Origin of the sequence: Paenibacillus sp. FSL E2-0151, assembly GCF_037993015.1 — a bacterium.
Classification (GTDB): domain Bacteria; phylum Bacillota; class Bacilli; order Paenibacillales; family Paenibacillaceae; genus Paenibacillus; species Paenibacillus amylolyticus.
Window position 1 is genome coordinate 3860551 of record NZ_CP150308.1, and the last position, 16609, is coordinate 3877159.

Sequence of the window (16609 nt, forward strand, 5' to 3'; positions counted from 1 at the left end):
CTTGAATTTAAGTGATGATCTCGCCAATCCAATCCGCGAGTTCGTTAGGCGTAATTGCTGCTACATGTGCCCCCATATTGGTTAATGTCTGTGCGGCATGTTTGTTATAGACTGAATCCCCGTTAAAATCGAGCGCGGTGAGAACCAGTAGCTTGCATCCTGCATCGATAATATCTTTACAGGCTTTATACATTTGCGCTATCGGGTACCCTTCCTCCAGATCACTGACCAGAATAAAGATGGTTTTGCCTGGATTATCGATTAACGTCTCGCCATATCGCAACGCTTTCGTAATATGTGTCCCCCCACCGAGCTGTACATTCATGAGCACGTCTACGGGGTCTTCCAGTCTATCGCTCAGATCAACAACCTGCGTATCAAATATGAATAATTTCGTGCGAAGCGCATTCAAGCGGTAGAAGATGCTGGCCATCACCGAACTGTAGATGACTGAATCCAGCATACTGCCACTCTCGTCCACACCAATGATGATGTTCCACTTGTTATGGGGCTGGATATTCCCGTCGAAATATAGACGATCAATTACAAACCTGCGCTTGTTTTTATCGTAATTCTTCAAATTCTTGGTGATAGTTCGCTTGAAATTCAGATTGCGCAAAGATCGTACTGAACTCGAGGTATAGCGACTGCGCTTGCCCATGATACTCGCTCGGGTCTGAGATTCCAGCTTACTACGCAGCTCTTCAACCACGGTTCGCACGATATCCTTGGCGCTCTTTAACACCTCACCTTTCATCCGTCCTTTGAACTGCATAATGTTCTTGAGCAGATTCATGTTGGGTTCAAGGGATTCAAGCAACTTTTTGTCCGTTAACAATTCTGTCAGCCCATAACGATCAAGCGCCTGTTTTTCCAATATTTCGACCGTTGGTTTGGGGAATAGATCCCTGACCTTGTGCAGCCATTTCGGTACAGTCAGGTTAGACGCACCGCGTCCTCCCTCTTTTCGATAACCTTGTTCTTCACCGTATTCACGGTTATAGAGATACCCCAGAATCTCATCGATTTCCGTATATTGAAATTCAGCAGAAGTGTATTGGTCTGTATTACACAACCCTTCTTCCGCCGATTCACCGAGAACCAGACGCCATCGATTTAAAGTTTCAGCAGAATGTTGATCCCCTCGTTTGCTTCCATCCGGATTGGAACTTTCATTGATTTCTCCGGTTTCGTCCGTTGTCCGATTCGCTTCATTCATATTAGCTTCCATGCAGCAAACTCCTTTCGAAGCGCTTCATCCCACGTCTTGGACTGAATCAGCATCTGTTCATCGACCGCAGGCCTCAACATCTCCTCTGGTTCAACCTGATGCAGACTCGCCACCCGCTCCGCAATCAAGCCCGTCTCCATGGGTGTAAAGTAGGTGAATGCCAGCCTTAATTCCGGTACCATACTGATGAAGTCGTCGTAGGATAACTGTTCAATCAAATAATTCAACTCAGACAACAGCTGATCTTCATATAAAAAAGCGTCACGTGCTACAGTGAATACTCCCTGTAAAAAAAGTGCCGTTTGACGGGTCTGATCCGGTGTACCATGGATATACCCGCGAGCACGATCAACAATCTCATCCCTGGGCCTGTCACCGAGCCCTGAGGAAATAGCCACACACACACCCTCCAGCTGAGCCGGAAGCTGCTGATCCGACAGAAGCTCATTCAGATGTATTCGGAATGTCTCATCCTGAAAATACCCCTCTGATGACTCCGCGAGCATAGCTAACAGCTTCAATCCCTGAATAATGGCTTCATGTTCATCCGAATTGGCTCTGGAGAGCTGTAACAACTTGTCCACGGCGTTTCTATAAGCTTCGGATACCAGATCAGGGAGATGTTGCTCGTCAGATAATCCCAGCAACCTGCGGTGTTGATGAATTCGGTTCAAGATATGCAGACTGTTACATAAGGATAGAAAATTCCCGTCGGTTCTCAGCGCCGAGCGCACCTGTTCATAGAGTTTCATCGCTGTGTCTTGAAGCCCCATGAGCAACGCTTGAAGCATGAGTCGGGCAAGTTCACCGCTATGATGATCCGGTATTTCTTGCATCTGTTCTTCCATTTTGCGTGTGGCTGCTCCAGCAAGTGTTCCGCCATAGAGAGAGTTTTCTATCAATCTGGCTTCAATACGGGATGAGTACATATAAACCCAGGTTTCGCGAACAAGATTCATATCACGCTCTGCGATCCAGTCCGGCCCCGATTGCCGTTTCGCAAATTCCGGAACCAGATAGGTGATGCATTGAATCAATTGGCTTATCTGACGATGCTCCGGTTTCGCATACAGATCCAGCACTTTCTTGTGTTGACCTGTTGTACGAATCTGCAGTTTGTACTCTGTACAACGCGCCTTGAAGTCCTCCACGATGGGAATACTGAATGAATTGGGAGCCACGCTTCCAATGACGTCTCCAGTCAATAACTGCTGCAGCTCTTGCAGCGGTTTATCGGTCGCCAAGGTAAGCTCCCCCTTCACAAAGGAAGAGAGTGCTGCATCCATCAACTCATAGACGCCGCCTTCCCTTTTACCCCGAAGCCCGGCAAGACCTTGAATCATGCTGTACGCCTCAATCGCATCACTCGTTGATACATGTTCGTGACCATCCCGTAATTGGCGCATCAGCCGGGATAACAAGTCCAGAGCCGTTAGATTATACGGTGTACTCTTTTTGCGAAGCAGCTGGTTCCAGATCTGATCATAATAATTCACATAAGGCATGCCGCTCGCATATCCATTGAGCCGATCCGCCTCAGCAAAGGTATAGACCATCGGGTACATTTGTTGGTGAACCGTATCTGGATTAACCGCACTTTGTTGAGACGTTCCTGGTTTACCTTGTCCATCCAAACGTTGGTCTGTATGTCGTTTATTCATTTCTGGCTGTTCCAATTCCGATTCATGTTTCTCTGACATCAACAGTCCATACGTATGAAACCCACCGGTAATGACAAGCACACGGTCATGCTCCTGCACCGCTTGTTGAATATGTTGTTTCATATGTGCTTCTCTTGCCAGATCACCTGAAGACTGTAATCGTTCCGTGGAATAGCACATTCGGGATAAAGTACAATACGTGAATACATCCTGCACGAATGCCTGAGTGGATTTTTCCAGACCACCAATTTCAAACACCTTTTCCCACAATTCATCAAAACTGCGACAGTTTGTTTTTTGGCATAATCGGTTAATGAAATCAGACCCCGCAAGCAAGGTTTCGTCCTGAATAGAGATCTCCTTTTGTTCTGTCTGGCCGGATTTGGATGCACGATTGGAGAAGTGTTGATAGTCCAAATCAATAAACTTCGCTGGAATGTCCAGCCGTTTTGCTTCTTTCAAAGCTACATATTCAGGCGAATACCGAAGCATCGGATAATAGCAGGCTTCTCTCTCTAGTTCACTCTCATAGGTATAGTACAGACTGACAGGAGGTATCGTTGCCTCATCACTCAGCACTGAAATTAATGGATTACCGCTCTCCGGTCCTTCGATCAGAATGATATCCGGCTTGTACTCCCCAATTAATCGTAACAAGTGATACGAACATGCAGGGCTATGGTGTCGTATTGGATAATAGACCGTAGGATTACTTAGGTTATACACCTGGGATTCGAACAAGGATTGTAACTGATCAACATCAGGGTCCAGAACTGCTGTTAACCGATCCATTTTCTCTCCTCATAATAGTCCTTCCACATTCCCTCTTCTCTGGAACGCTCTTTTACGACCTTGGAGAAGTAGGTTTTGAGAATGGACAGATCCTTGTCGTTTTCCTTTGCAATGGTCCCTAGCATATTCTGCACCAACCGATCCAGCCCAATAGCTTTATCTTCGTAATAATAGGAAGTCATCGCACTCTGAACATAGACAGACACCGCTTCCGCCGTACTCATGGATGCTTGAGGGGTATCGAGCTTGTATCCTTCCCGTGTCATGCCGGTGCGCAGTTCCATGAATGTTGTAGCCAGCAATTCAACCACATCCGGGTTAATTTCAATATCAATTCCACTATGTAACAACAGGCTTCGTGCCTGGGATTCAATGATTTTAGCTTCCATCTTTACGTTATGAATGGGCTTGATTGTTTCAAAATTGAAGCGACGTTTCAATGCACCGCTCATTTCGTTAACACCTTTATCCCGAATATTGGCTGTAGCAATGACGTTAAATCCCGGTTGGGCAAACAGTACACCACCATCCAGTTCAGGAATGCTCATGACCTTGTCACTGAGAATACTGATCAGACTATCCTGCGCTTCAGCCGGACAACGTGTAATCTCTTCAAAACGGGTAAGAATACCTTTCTTCATGCCGTTATATAACGGTGATGGCACAAGTGCCGCTTCCGAAGGGCCTTTATCAAGCAACATGGCGTAATTCCAGGAATACTTGATCATATCCTCTGTTGTGCCTGCTGTACCTTGAATCGTGTTTAGACTGGTACCGGAGATCGCTGCGGTCAGCAGTTCGCTAAGCATGGTCTTGGCTGTCCCGGGTTCTCCCACGAGCATTAATCCTCGATTGCCTGCCAGAGTAACCACTGCCCGTTCAATTAACACGTCATTGCCATAGAATTTGCGGGTAATCGGGATCTCTTCTCCATTTAATAACGCGGGCTTATCCCTGCCAATAATAAAATCGCGCACATAGGCGGGAGATAACAGCCAGTTCGGGGGACGTTTCCCCTGATCTTCCTCTCGCAGCGCGCGTAATTCAACCTCGTATAATGTCTCGGCGGGTGGTTTAAGCATCTCCATCGTCAAGGTGTCTCCTCTCACATAAACAGATCGTATGTTCTTATTCCTATCATTTTATCACAGCACTCCAGCAACTACCCTGTAAAACGATAAAAATGGTTGAAACGTCCTTCTTATCAGCACTCTTCCTAAGTCCATGGACATAGCCTCTAGCGCAAATATGAAGGTGAAACATCCTTACAACCGTGCCAACACACTGGTTTCGGATCCGAATCAGCATGCTTATTACCCATGTATACGCATTGTAGGTCATATGACCTTAGGATTCATTAAACTTTCGATCATGTGTTTCAACCAAATGAAGCCGATTATTACAAAGAAGACACAGGCCATCAGCAGCCTGTGTCTTCTTATATGTCCAAATTTCACCCAACATCTATGAATTTTGATCGAAACGAACCAATCTCTCAGAATTCCCTACTTACATTCTACGCCCGCATGAAGCGGAATACAGCTCGTACCACTCATAACGGGTAAGCTCAATATTTGTTGCATCACGACAGGCCAGAATACGTTCTGGTCGAATCGAACCAATGACAGGTTGAATCCCTGCTGGATGCTTCATTAACCAAGCCAGTACAATAGACTCCGGTGTAACTCCACGCTCCTTAGCCATTCGATCAACCAATTGAGCCGTATGCTCAATCTCAGCCCGCTGTCCCTCAACTACCCTGCCAGTAAATCGCCCTTGAGCAAGGGGACCCCAAGCTTGCAGTTGAATATGCTCTGCCTGACAATATTCCATCGTGCCATAGGGAAACACGTTGTCTCTGGCTTGAGGACGATTTACCGTCACACCAGCCTCTACGAATCCGATTTTGTCCAGACTCATCTCCAGCTGGTTCACAATCAGAGGTACTTTACTATGAAGCTGAAGAAGACGAATCTGTTCAGAACCCATGTTGGACACACCAAAATGGCGCACTTTACCGGAATGATGCAGCTCAGCCAGTGCTTCTCCAATCTCTTGCGGATGGGCAAGTGGATCAGGACGATGTAACAGCAAAATATCCAGATAATCGATTCCGAGCCGTTCCAGGATACCGTCCACACTCGCCAGGATATGTGCACCTGAGGTGTCATAACGCTGTGGCCCTTCATCATCACCCACAAGACGTATACCACACTTCGACTGTATAATGATCTGTTCACGCAAACCGGGAGTTTCCGATAAAACTCGTCCCAAGACATGCTCTGCCTTACCACGTGTGTAAATATCCGCTAGGTCAAAGTGATTAATGCCTATTTCGATAGCTGCTTCTACAGCTCGATGACCTTCTACGACAAGATCTGAAGTAATGGGGAGCCCATCCCATTCACCCCCAAACCGCATACAGCCAAGAACCATTCGACTTGCCGGAATCTGGTGGTGATGCAAAGGAAGTTGTGCGTAAGACATGTCAGCGTTCACCTCATTTTCATTTTTACCAAGCATAATAACCGATTCTCTCTACCATGTCTTCTTCCATCTTCCTCTATTTTCCTGCTCTATCATCCATATGAAGAAAAAACAAGGTTTCAAAAGCTTGTGTATTGAATATATAGAGGGTGCAGGTATTATGCAGGAATATGAGAGGAGATGCTGCATTTGAATCCGAATGAATCCAACGAGTCCTCAAAGCCAGCGTTTTTCACGAAAGAATTCACGCATAACCCTTACCCGGTATATGAAATGTTAAGAAAAGAGGAGCCTGTTTTCAGACTCATGTTTCCTCACGGGGAATTCGGCTGGATTATTACGCGATACGAGGATGCAGTCCGGATCCTGAAAGATCCTCGCTTCAGCAAAGATATGGTCCGACGTTACGGCGCTGACAATCAAAGCATCTTCTCCAATAATATGTTGTTCTCCGATCCGCCGGATCATAAACGTCTTCGGGGACTTGTGCAGAAAGCATTCACACCCAAACTGGTCGCAGACATGCGGAGCCATATTCAGGACATTGCTGATGAACTGCTGGACAACCTCCCGTCACAGGAAAAAATGAATCTGATCGATGACTTTGCCTTCCCGCTGCCCATCATTGTCATTAGTGAAATTCTGGGAGTCCCTCTTGAGGATCGTGACAAATTCCGCATCTGGTCCAATACGATAATTGATGCTTCCATAGCCGAGAGCGCCGAGCTGTTTGAGCAGCATGCCAGAGAGTTTACGGATTACCTGACGGCCTGGTTTGCGAAAGTTCGCCAAGATCCCGGCACTGATCTGATCAGCCAGCTCGTCATTGCGGAAGAATCCGGGCAGCAGTTAACTGAACGAGAACTGCTTGGCGTTGTCTCCTTATTAATTATTGCCGGTCATGAAACAACCGTGAATCTGATTGGAAATGGGATTCTCGCCCTGCTGGAGCATCCGGAGCAACGCGAACTGCTCATCAACCAGCCCGAGCTTATTCACAATGCCATTGAAGAGATGCTTCGCTATAATGGACCGGTGGAGTTCAGCACATCCCGCTGGGCTCTGGAAGATATTGAATTCCGTGGACAACGTATCGCTCAAGGTGATCTTGTCATTGTTGCGCTTGATTCCGCCAACCGGGACGAACAGCAGTTTAAGGATGCTGATATTTTCGATATCACACGCGAGAAGAGTTCGCATCTGGCTTTTGGCAAAGGCATTCATCTCTGCCTTGGAGCACCGCTTGCTCGTCTGGAAGGTGAGATTGCAGTCAGCACACTTCTGAATCGTTTTCCAAATATACAGCTTCAGGCAGATGTGAATGAACTGGAATGGAGACCAGGTATGAATGTTCGTGGTGTCAAGGAAATCCCGGTTCAACTAAAATAATGGCTAAATATGAATAAATGAAAGTGAGGCACATTACATCATGGAAATGAACACCTTGGTATGGATCGTTTTGCTGCTTCTGATCTTTGTGTTACTGGTCAGAGTCACCAGCCTGCAACGCCAATTAAATGAATTGAAAAGAGATGTCGAGCGTCTGGAGAACGGTTCAACCGGCAGCGTCCGATCCGACTTCAATTACACCTTGTCGCCGAAGGAAGCACCTCCTTCCCATACAAGCCAACCAGCCCAAACGGATCTGGATCAGGAACTGCTTACACTTATACAACAAGGGAAAAAAATTATGGCGATCAAACGACTGCGTGAAGCCAGAGGTCTTTCGTTGAAGGAAGCCAAAGACTATGTTGATTCTCTGGATCGGTAATATACAACTCACATAACTCTCGGGGGAAGTTACTCCAGACTTTCGGCTGTTAACACAGACGCAGTAGAAAGTATGGAATCTTCGTCCGAGAGTTTACTTTTCAAACAACATATGCTACTGTTATTTCTATATTACTAGAAATAAGAAATAAAGACGAAAGGACCGATCATTATGCAATCAAACTCAAATGAGATTGAACAAGTTGTCAAAATTCATAAAGCGCTGGGCGAACAAACACGCTACAAAATCATTCAGATTTTATCGGGCGAAAGCAACCTGTGTCCTGCCGATCTGGAGAGCCGCCTTGTTACGGTTGCCCTATCGACTCTGTCTCATCACCTGAAACAGCTGTCCGATTGTGGTCTGCTTACATCGCAAAAGAAAGGTACGTATATCTACTACAGCCTGAACACGGAGACCGCACAAAAGTTTGTTCCCTATCTGCTAAATAAATAAAAAAATTTGAGTCATATTTCTATATAATTAGAAATATTGAAACAATGTACAATATTTATTAGTAGAACTAGGTCACCTAAGTTAACGCTTATGCCATTATTCATTATCTAAGTTGTAGCATTACCATTCGCGCAGATGGGTTGCATTCAGAGCATTCATGTCTTGTTCTATCGTCTTTATTTCTATATTTCTAAAAATATAATAATAATCAGAAAGAGGTTATGTTTCCATGTCTTCTACGCTCAAAATCTATGTTCTTGCCTTGGTCAGTTTCCTTGTGGGAACGTCCGAATATGTCATTGCCGGCATTTTGGATCGCATTGCAGATACCATGAATATCTCTTTAATCGCTGCCGGACAGCTCATTACGATTTTTTCACTTGTATATGCGCTAGGTACACCTGTCATTATTGCATCGACTTCACGCTGGGACCGTCGCAAGCTGTTGTTATACTTCCTCGGTCTATTCGTTGTGGCTAATGTTCTTGCTTACCTGTTGCCGGGTTATGGACTGTTCGTCGCAGCACGAGTGTTGATGGCTTTAGGCGCGGGTGTTGTTGTTATCACGGCATTAACGGTTGCTTCCCAAATAGCGGCGGAGGGCAAACAAGCTAGTGCAATCGCCACAGTAATCACTGGATTTACGGCTTCTTTGATTGTTGGCGTTCCGCTCGGAAGGCTTGTGGCTGCATCTTGGGATTGGAAGCTTGTTTTTGCCGGTATCGCTGTTCTTGGCGTTCTCGCCATGCTGGTAATTGCGGCCGCCATTCCGCCTTCCAAAGCAGAAGCGCCTGTTCCGCTGAAGAAACAACTGTCTTTGCTCAAACAGCCACGAATTGTTTTGGCACTGCTGGTGACATTTTTCTGGTTAGGTGGTTATTCCATTGCCTACACGTACATTTCACCTTACCTTGTATCCGTTTCAGGAATGAGCGAAGCACTACTCAGTTCAGCTTTACTCGCATTTGGCATAGCAAGTCTGATCGGTTCAAAAGTTGGAGGGTTCAGTGCTGACCGATTGGGTGTCAAACGAACGCTGATCACAGGCATGACATTGCATATCGTAAGTCTGGTCCTGTTGAATATAACAGCAAGCTCTCATCTCGCTGTCTTCCTTGTTCTGATTTTGTGGTCTTTTGCCGCCTGGTCTTCGGGTCCAACTCAGCAATATAACCTGGTCACCATGGCTCCGGAATCCTCTGGCATTATGCTAAGTCTGAATAGTTCGGTTATGCAATTAGCCATGGCTGCCGGCGCAGGTATTGGCGGAATCGCGGTCAGCAGCGTTTCATTATCATCCATTACCTGGATTGGCGCTGTCGGGGTTGCTGTTGCCGTCATCATCGTTATAGGCTCGTATCGTTCAGGATCTGCGAAAAGTACACACACCGATACATCTCACAACGCTGCCTGATATGAGTTCGTAGTATAAAAGACAAACCAAAAAGAGAGGCACTGTATGCAAACAGTGGCCTCTCTTTAACCATTTTAACGGCTATTCTATTACCGATAAGCAGAACTCTTATTGGGCCGTAACTGCACCATCGATCGGATATACTGCACCATTGATATAAGGCGCTTCATCTCCAAGCAGGAAGGAAACCAAGTTCGCGATCTCTTCCGGTCTGCCCAGACGTCCGGATGGAATGCTGTCAACAGTTGCCTTGAACACTTCAGGATTGTCTTTACCGAACTGAATGACCATCGGTGTCTCAATTGTACCTGGTGCAATCGCATTTACACGAATGTTGTCCTTGCCATATTCAATCGCAGCTGTGCGGGTCAAGCCCACTACGCCATGTTTGGTTGCTGCGTATGGTGCAACTGCGGGTACACCAACAATACCGGCTGTGGAGGCCGTGTTCAGAATGGAACCCCCACCTGTTTTGAGCATTTCAGTAATTACATACTTCAACCCGTAGAATACACTTCTCAGGTTAATATCAATAATCTGGTCAAACTGCTCAATCGTATGTTCAATCAGCTTAATACCAGGACCTGCAATACCTGCATTATTAAAGAACATGTCGATTCGTCCGAACTCTTCGACTGTTTTTTTCACATAATTCTCAACTTCAGGTGCTTTACTTACATCTGCTTGTACAAAAATAGCTTTACTTCCCAGCTTCTCAATCTGCTTAACCGTTTCAAGACCTGTCTCTTCGACAAGATCCACAACGACAATGGATGCACCCTTCTCAGCCAGCTTCAATGCTGCTGCTTGGCCCAATCCACTTCCTGCTCCAGTAATAATGGCTACTTTTCCTGCGTGACTCATGTTGATCTCCTCCATGTGTGTGTGTCATCTTGTGATTGGATCGATGAATACGATATGAAACGTACTTACATGCAATGATGCAATATGTAGGTCAAAAATGGCATAAAACCTTCCTGACTTTACCTATTCTAATAGACTTTCGATATAAAAACAAATCATATAATATGTATTCATACTATATCACTTGTCACATATTCAGCATTTTTATTGAAGGAGCATACAACTATAACGTCTTGTTGCATGCTCCTCTTTTACATATACAATACTTTTTAAGTCAGTATCTCTACAACTTCAAACGGTGCATATCCGCTTTTTGAAACACTTTAACGCAGCAAATTCGTTTTTGCCAATTCAATAATTTCGTCCCCTCGTCCGTTGAGCACGGCTTTCATCATCCATAAGGTGAATCCTTCCGCCTGTTTGAACTCAATCTTCGGAGGTAAGGACAATTCCTGACGATTCACCACCACGTCAATCAACACAGGACCTTCATGCTGAAGCGCACGCTGTACAGCTCCTTCGAGTTCATCCGGATCCTCAACCCGAATACCTTCCATGCCCATGGCTTGAGCAACCATCGCAAAGTTGGGATTGACAAGCTCTGTTCCCGATTCCAGGAATCCGGCAGCTTTCATCTCCAGCTCAACAAAACCGAGTGCTCCATTATTAAACACCACAACTTTAATCGGCAGATTATGCTGTTTCAATGTCAACAGATCACCCATCAGCATCGTAATACCGCCATCACCCGACAAAGAGATGACTTGTCTGCCCGGATCAGCGACCTGAGCACCAATGGCCTGTGGCAAAGCGTTTGCCATCGTACCATGACTGAATGAACCGAGCAGTCTGCGATTACGAGACATCTCGATATAACGGGCCGCCCATACTGTCGGAGTACCGACATCACAGGTGAAGATAGCATTTTCAGCTGCGGCATCACTAATGACCTTGGTCAGGTACTGCGGATGAATGGGCTTTTTACCCGGTTTTCCAACGGCCAGCTCGTCCAGATCTTTGCGTACTTTCACATAACGATCCACACTTTTACGCAGATGTTTGTCACTGTGTTCTTCTGTTAGATAAGGAAGTAAAGTTTCAATGGTCGCTTTCACATCCCCACATACGCCGTAATCCAGCTTCGTGCGCCGACCCAGATGGGAAGATTGAATGTCGACCTGAAGGACTTTTGCATCTTCGGGATAGAATTGACGATATGGGAAATCCGTTCCCAGCATTAATAATACATCACAGTCCATCATGGCATGATAACCGGATGAATACCCAATTAGACCCGTAAGACCCACGGAATAGGGGTTGTCATACTCCAAATATTCCTTGCCTCGTAGTGCAATAACCATCGGGGATTTCAAGCGATCACAGAGCTGCATAAGGGGTTCCCGAGCGCCCGCGCAGCCTGCACCGCACAACAACGTAATTTTTTTGCCTTGATTCAGATACTCCGCCAGTTTCACGAGTTCCGGCTCAGAAGGATGTACCACGGGGTTGGTTGCGTGATACACATGCTCAGGTACAGGAAGATCCGCTGCTTCAAGTCCTGCTACATCCCCCGGCAATACAACGACGGACACACCCGAACGTGCAACTGCTGTCTGAATGGCCATCGTCAGAGAACGCGGCATCTGTTTGGCTGTTGTAATGACTTCACAATAATGACTACATTCCTGAAACAGATACTCCGGATGGGTCGCCTGAAAATATTCACTGCCAATCTCGTCACTTGGGATATGTGCAGCGATAGCGAGTACAGGAACACGATTGCGGTGACAGTCATACAGACCATTAATCAGATGCATATTACCAGGACCACTGCTACCTGCGCAGACAGCGATACTTCCACTGACCTCAGCGTCCGCCCCAGCAGCAAATGCAGCTACTTCTTCATGTCGTACATGAATCCATTCAATCTTCCCAGAACGACGAATGGAGTCGAGTACCGCATTCAAGGAGTCTCCAACAATGCCATATATACGTTTGATGCCAGCGTTCAATAAGGATTCAACCAGAACGTCCGCGACTGTTTTTTTCATAAGTGATGGGTCTCCTTTAATTGCTCATTTTGATTATGTTTCCACTCGGTTAATATACCTATTCTTATACCCCAATCTTTCGAAAACCGAACCAACTCAATATGTATGTCTGGATATATGAAACAAAACCAGCCCCTTAAACCTTTATTCCAGCTATAGCAAAATGCCAAAAAATCCGCTTGTCGAATGACAAACGGATTACGGTTAAACTCAGTTAATTCATTTTTATGTGAAATCCCCGAATTCAATCAGACACTAGATAGCAGGCATCACATTGCCACCACTAACCGGGATATAGGCACCTGTGATAAATGAGGACAGGTCCGAAGCGAGAAAAGCTACCGCATTGGCGATTTCCTGATCTTCACCCCTGCGCTTCAGCGGCACGGTACGCGTATATGCCTCATCATGTCCAGGCTCACTGGACCGATCACGTTCACTAATTGTCCATCCAGGTGCAACCTGGTTTACGGTAATCTGATACTCACCAACCTCCTTGGCAAGTACGCGATATACACCGTCCATTCCACGCTTACCAGCGGTGTAGGCCGATTGATGAGCGAAATTTTGCATCGCACATTCTGTATTGATACCAATGAAGCGACCGGCTCTGACGTTTTGCATATGCGGTATGAAAGCTTTGGCAAGATACACACTTTGCATGACACAGGATTCAAACTGGCTCAAGTAATCTTCAGGAGACTGTTCCAACACCGTTGTCCATTCATATTGAATGACCGCATTGGCAACAACGATATCCACTCCGCCGAGGACAGACTGAATCTCATCACGCATCCGAAATGCTGTATCCCGCTTTGTAATATCTCCCTGTACAATAACAGCCTGACGACCGAGTGCTTCAATCTCACCTTGAAGCTCCCGAGCCTTGGTATCATTATTTATGTAATGTAGAGCCAGATTGGCGCCACAGGCTGCCAACGTGCGGGCGATGACTCTCCCCAGCTGTCCGGTTGCGCCTGTAACCAGAGCCGTTTTTCCTGAGAGATCCAATTGCATAACAGCGAAAACCTCCTTGAATCCATTTGGTCGAAAACGATTTCGGAAATATGTTACTTTTGTTCATTAATTACGCATTATTCAGAGAGATATACAGCATTGTTCAATGCTGTATATGGTAGTTCAACTTTTTCCCTATATGTGGAGACTATTAATTATGATGTTGAATGAGATCAATTTCCTGGAAGCGACTGACTTCCTTTTCCCAACGCTCTTCTACATATTGACGGTGAACCGGGTGATTGTTATATGCATCATACGCAGCCTGATCCACAAAGACCATCGAGAAACTGTAGTCAAACTCATTCTTCTCACTTACCTGTTTCAGAACCTGAAATTGCTCTACCCCAGGAATGACAGCCAGTGCATCTGAACTTTCCTTCAAAAAGGCTTCGGCCTCCGGTGTATCTTTACCCGCGTAAAGTGTAAACGTTACCATATGTGTGATGCTGCTCATCTCTATTTCCTCCTCCAATATGTTCGTACTCGTTTCCTAGTGTACATCCGAATGTGTTGTAAGCGCAATAATTGGTTGAATTAATTTTTATGAAATGGATATTTCTATATAAATTGAACTAAGGAATATTTACACTGGTCACTTCGATGACACAACAACCTTCCGATCGCTGTTATCCCCAGATTTTTTTGATTCCTTTTATAAAGGTTAAATCCGGGGATAAAGGCGAACGCTCCACTTCTTCAGGTTCTTTCTGTCCTCTCCGTTTTGTGTAAATGTTTATCTCAATTTATATAGTTACAAATATTAATTTCAAGTAAAATTCACTAGCCTTTACCCTGAATATGTACACAAAAAAACCTCAGGACAAATCCCGAGGTTTTTTGTAATGTATGGACAAACTTATTTGGTGATGTTGTATTTACGGTTAAATTTATCAACACGGCCACCGATATCCACGTTTCTTTGTTTACCAGTGAAGAATGGGTGGGATGCGGAGCTAGTGTCCACACGGATTACTGGGTAAGAGTTACCGTCTTCCCATTCCATAGTTTCGTTAGAGAACTTCGTGGAAGAACTCAGGAATTTGAAATCAGCACTTGCATCGTAAAAAATTACGAGTTGTGTCTTTGGATGGATGTCAACTTTTGGCATAATCTATTTACACTCCTTTAATATGGGTACTTCTTTAGAATCAAACTACATTTTATTATACTCTTTTTTTGGACAAAGTACCAGCAGGTTTTGAGGAATAGCTAAAAAAAATATGATATCTGTGACTTTGCACCTAATCAGGTGTCACGCCGTCCCTTTCTCCAGTACATTCAACATGTACTCCAAAGCCTCCAGTTCATCCCTGCCTCTTGTCTGTAATCTGACAACACTACCATATCGAATGGGTAGTAACGCCATTCCAAGCAGGCTTTTGACATCTACACGATGCTCATGCTCAGACTCCATATACGACAAAATAATATCCGAGGAAAAACGCGACGCTTGAGAAGATACCGACATCAAATCATCCCGATGAAAATCAGCGTGTATCATAAATTCATGTACTCTCACAACCTTCAGTTCCTTTCGCTAAGTACTTATTCACCGATATGGTGTGTATCCATTTATATATTAAAATCTTCATGAATTATACCATGTTATGGGAGCTTGACCCATACTTTTTTGCAAAAAAAAACAAAAAAAGAGTCCTGAACCGCAGGACTCTTCCAGGCTGTTCTTACATACCGTTCGGATATACCATGACCTTCAGACTGCCGCTCTTATTGTGTAATGCGCGCTCCATCGCTTGCTGTGTCTCTTCGAGTGAATAACGATCTGTAATCAGGGACATCACGTCATGCTGACCGGAGCTCAGGAACTCAATTCCTGCCGGATACGTATTGGCATAACGGAATATGCCATAGATATCAACTTCATTGTCTGCGATAAAGGGAACATTGAGTGCGATCTCATCCTGTGCAGGCAGGCCCACAATCGCAAGTTTGCCTCCACGTCGAAGTGAATACAGAGCAGATTGTAGCGCCTTTGGATTCCCCGCTGTTTCCCATGCGGTATCCACACCCACACCACCTGTTAACTCGCGAATCACAACCAGCGCATCTTCATGTCGCACATTAATGCTATGAGTGGCACCCATGCGGCGAGCTGCTTCCAGCCTAACTTCCTCCAGATCCGTTACAATGATCTTCTCTACACCGAAAGATTTGGCAGCAGCCACGGCCATGAGTCCAACGGGACCCATGCCCATAATCGCCAGGGTTGTACCCGGAGCCAACTTGCTACGGCGTGCAGCGTGAATACCAACAGAGAATGGCTCGTTCATAGCTGCTTCCTCATAAGACAGGTGATCCGGGATCGGGAATACCATATCTTCACGTATCACCATGTATTGTACAAATGCCCCATCCACCGGAGGGGTCGCTAGAAATTGTACATCCGGACACAGGTTATAGCGACCTTCCTTGCATGCCGAGCAACGTCCGCAAGTCACCCCAGGCTCAATAGCAACCCGATCCCCTGTTTTCAGACGGGATACGTTCGAGCCAACAGCAGCAATGAATCCCGCACACTCATGTCCCAAAATGATCGGTTTCTCCACCACAAATCTGCCAATGCGTCCATGTTCAAAATAATGCACATCCGAGCCACACACCCCGACAGCCATAACCTGGATTAACACCTCATCCGCAGCCGGTTGCGGGACAGGTTGTTCCTCAATAATAATGTGTCCTGGCTCTGTCATGACAGCGGCCTTCATGGTCTCAGGCAGTTGATATTGTCCCATACGGTTCTCCTCCTCATGTATGTCCATGCTGTCTATTGTACATCAAAGAAAACAAGGTATCTTCTTACTTCCTTCCTAATTACCAAGTTCATCTGCATCCGCAATTCCA

Annotated in this window: 15 protein-coding genes; 4 read left to right on the plus strand and 11 right to left on the minus strand. The window is 45.6% G+C overall.

Translation table 11 applies throughout. From position 1 onward, the window contains the following. Window positions 1-7: 7 nt before the first annotated feature. From MHI55_RS17420 to MHI55_RS17435, 4 genes are all read right to left on the minus strand, one after another. Complete coding sequence (locus MHI55_RS17420) at window positions 8-1231, minus strand: VWA domain-containing protein (RefSeq protein WP_256719993.1); 1224 nt, start codon at window positions 1229-1231, stop codon at window positions 8-10. Next, entirely contained in the window at window positions 1216-3684 is a 2469-nt protein-coding gene (locus tag MHI55_RS17425; protein WP_076250453.1) for a DUF5682 family protein, read from the minus strand. Before MHI55_RS17425 ends, MHI55_RS17420 begins: the two co-directional genes overlap by 16 nt. After that, window positions 3672-4772, minus strand: a complete 1101-nt coding sequence (locus MHI55_RS17430) for an AAA family ATPase (RefSeq protein ID WP_076250451.1) — start codon at window positions 4770-4772, stop codon at window positions 3672-3674. The genes MHI55_RS17425 and MHI55_RS17430 overlap by 13 nt, the downstream gene beginning before the upstream one ends. Window positions 4773-5193: 421 nt before the next feature. After that, entirely contained in the window at window positions 5194-6171 is a 978-nt protein-coding gene (locus MHI55_RS17435; protein ID WP_076250649.1) for an aldo/keto reductase, read from the minus strand. Window positions 6172-6351: 180 nt separating this feature from the next. Here MHI55_RS17435 and MHI55_RS17440 point away from each other — a divergent pair, with 180 nt between their 5' ends. From MHI55_RS17440 to MHI55_RS17455, 4 genes are all read left to right on the plus strand, one after another. Next, window positions 6352-7560 carry a cytochrome P450 gene (locus tag MHI55_RS17440; protein WP_101313861.1) on the plus strand — a complete coding sequence of 403 codons (1209 nt, stop codon included), beginning with the start codon at window positions 6352-6354 and terminating at the stop codon, window positions 7558-7560. A gap of 40 nt (window positions 7561-7600) precedes the next feature. Then, window positions 7601-7942 (plus strand): ribosomal protein L7/L12, encoded by a 342-nt coding sequence (locus MHI55_RS17445; protein ID WP_076317707.1) that lies wholly within the window; start codon window positions 7601-7603, stop codon window positions 7940-7942. Between the two features lie 171 nt (window positions 7943-8113). Then, complete coding sequence (locus MHI55_RS17450; protein ID WP_036613842.1) at window positions 8114-8398, plus strand: metalloregulator ArsR/SmtB family transcription factor; 285 nt, start codon at window positions 8114-8116, stop codon at window positions 8396-8398. Window positions 8399-8627: 229 nt separating this feature from the next. Continuing rightward, window positions 8628-9812: an MFS transporter gene (locus MHI55_RS17455; RefSeq protein ID WP_340386466.1), complete on the plus strand. Its 1185-nt coding sequence runs from the start codon at window positions 8628-8630 to the stop codon at window positions 9810-9812. A 108-nt stretch (window positions 9813-9920) separates the two neighbouring features. Here the strand turns inward: MHI55_RS17455 and MHI55_RS17460 are convergent, their stop codons facing one another. From MHI55_RS17460 to MHI55_RS17490, 7 genes are all read right to left on the minus strand, one after another. Further along, the gene (locus MHI55_RS17460; protein ID WP_076250445.1) at window positions 9921-10676 is read right to left on the minus strand and encodes a glucose 1-dehydrogenase; all 756 of its coding nucleotides are present in this window, start codon (window positions 10674-10676) and stop codon (window positions 9921-9923) included. A 323-nt stretch (window positions 10677-10999) separates the two neighbouring features. Continuing rightward, on the minus strand, window positions 11000-12727 hold the full coding sequence (gene poxB, locus MHI55_RS17465) for a ubiquinone-dependent pyruvate dehydrogenase (RefSeq protein WP_076250443.1): 1728 nt from the start codon (window positions 12725-12727) through the stop codon (window positions 11000-11002). A 255-nt stretch (window positions 12728-12982) separates the two neighbouring features. Further along, on the minus strand, window positions 12983-13744 hold the full coding sequence (locus MHI55_RS17470; RefSeq protein ID WP_076250441.1) for an SDR family oxidoreductase: 762 nt from the start codon (window positions 13742-13744) through the stop codon (window positions 12983-12985). 151 nt (window positions 13745-13895) lie between these two features. Then, entirely contained in the window at window positions 13896-14201 is a 306-nt protein-coding gene (locus tag MHI55_RS17475) for a Dabb family protein (RefSeq protein ID WP_076250438.1), read from the minus strand. A 402-nt stretch (window positions 14202-14603) separates the two neighbouring features. Beyond that, entirely contained in the window at window positions 14604-14855 is a 252-nt protein-coding gene (locus tag MHI55_RS17480; RefSeq protein ID WP_036613829.1) for a type B 50S ribosomal protein L31, read from the minus strand. 144 nt (window positions 14856-14999) lie between these two features. After that, on the minus strand, window positions 15000-15266 hold the full coding sequence (locus MHI55_RS17485) for an HPr family phosphocarrier protein (protein ID WP_026081056.1): 267 nt from the start codon (window positions 15264-15266) through the stop codon (window positions 15000-15002). 166 nt (window positions 15267-15432) lie between these two features. Further along, complete coding sequence (locus MHI55_RS17490) at window positions 15433-16500, minus strand: NAD(P)-dependent alcohol dehydrogenase (protein ID WP_340386468.1); 1068 nt, start codon at window positions 16498-16500, stop codon at window positions 15433-15435. Window positions 16501-16609: the final 109 nt, after the last annotated feature.

Bases quoted from the DNA above. Each gene is read 5' to 3' on its own strand.
- MHI55_RS17420 (WP_256719993.1), bottom strand. From the start codon at position 1,231: ATGGAAGCTAATATGAATGAAGCGAATCGGACAACGGACGAAACCGGA.
- MHI55_RS17425 (WP_076250453.1), bottom strand. From the start codon at position 3,684: ATGGATCGGTTAACAGCAGTTCTGGACCCTGATGTTGATCAGTTACAA.
- MHI55_RS17430 (WP_076250451.1), bottom strand. From the start codon at position 4,772: ATGGAGATGCTTAAACCACCCGCCGAGACATTATACGAGGTTGAATTA.
- MHI55_RS17435 (WP_076250649.1), bottom strand. From the start codon at position 6,171: ATGTCTTACGCACAACTTCCTTTGCATCACCACCAGATTCCGGCAAGT.
- MHI55_RS17440 (WP_101313861.1), top strand. From the start codon at position 6,352: ATGCTGCATTTGAATCCGAATGAATCCAACGAGTCCTCAAAGCCAGCG.
- MHI55_RS17445 (WP_076317707.1), top strand. From the start codon at position 7,601: ATGGAAATGAACACCTTGGTATGGATCGTTTTGCTGCTTCTGATCTTT.
- MHI55_RS17450 (WP_036613842.1), top strand. From the start codon at position 8,114: ATGCAATCAAACTCAAATGAGATTGAACAAGTTGTCAAAATTCATAAA.
- MHI55_RS17455 (WP_340386466.1), top strand. From the start codon at position 8,628: ATGTCTTCTACGCTCAAAATCTATGTTCTTGCCTTGGTCAGTTTCCTT.
- MHI55_RS17460 (WP_076250445.1), bottom strand. From the start codon at position 10,676: ATGAGTCACGCAGGAAAAGTAGCCATTATTACTGGAGCAGGAAGTGGA.
- poxB (WP_076250443.1), bottom strand. From the start codon at position 12,727: ATGAAAAAAACAGTCGCGGACGTTCTGGTTGAATCCTTATTGAACGCT.
- MHI55_RS17470 (WP_076250441.1), bottom strand. From the start codon at position 13,744: ATGCAATTGGATCTCTCAGGAAAAACGGCTCTGGTTACAGGCGCAACC.
- MHI55_RS17475 (WP_076250438.1), bottom strand. From the start codon at position 14,201: ATGAGCAGCATCACACATATGGTAACGTTTACACTTTACGCGGGTAAA.
- MHI55_RS17480 (WP_036613829.1), bottom strand. From the start codon at position 14,855: ATGCCAAAAGTTGACATCCATCCAAAGACACAACTCGTAATTTTTTAC.
- MHI55_RS17490 (WP_340386468.1), bottom strand. From the start codon at position 16,500: ATGGGACAATATCAACTGCCTGAGACCATGAAGGCCGCTGTCATGACA.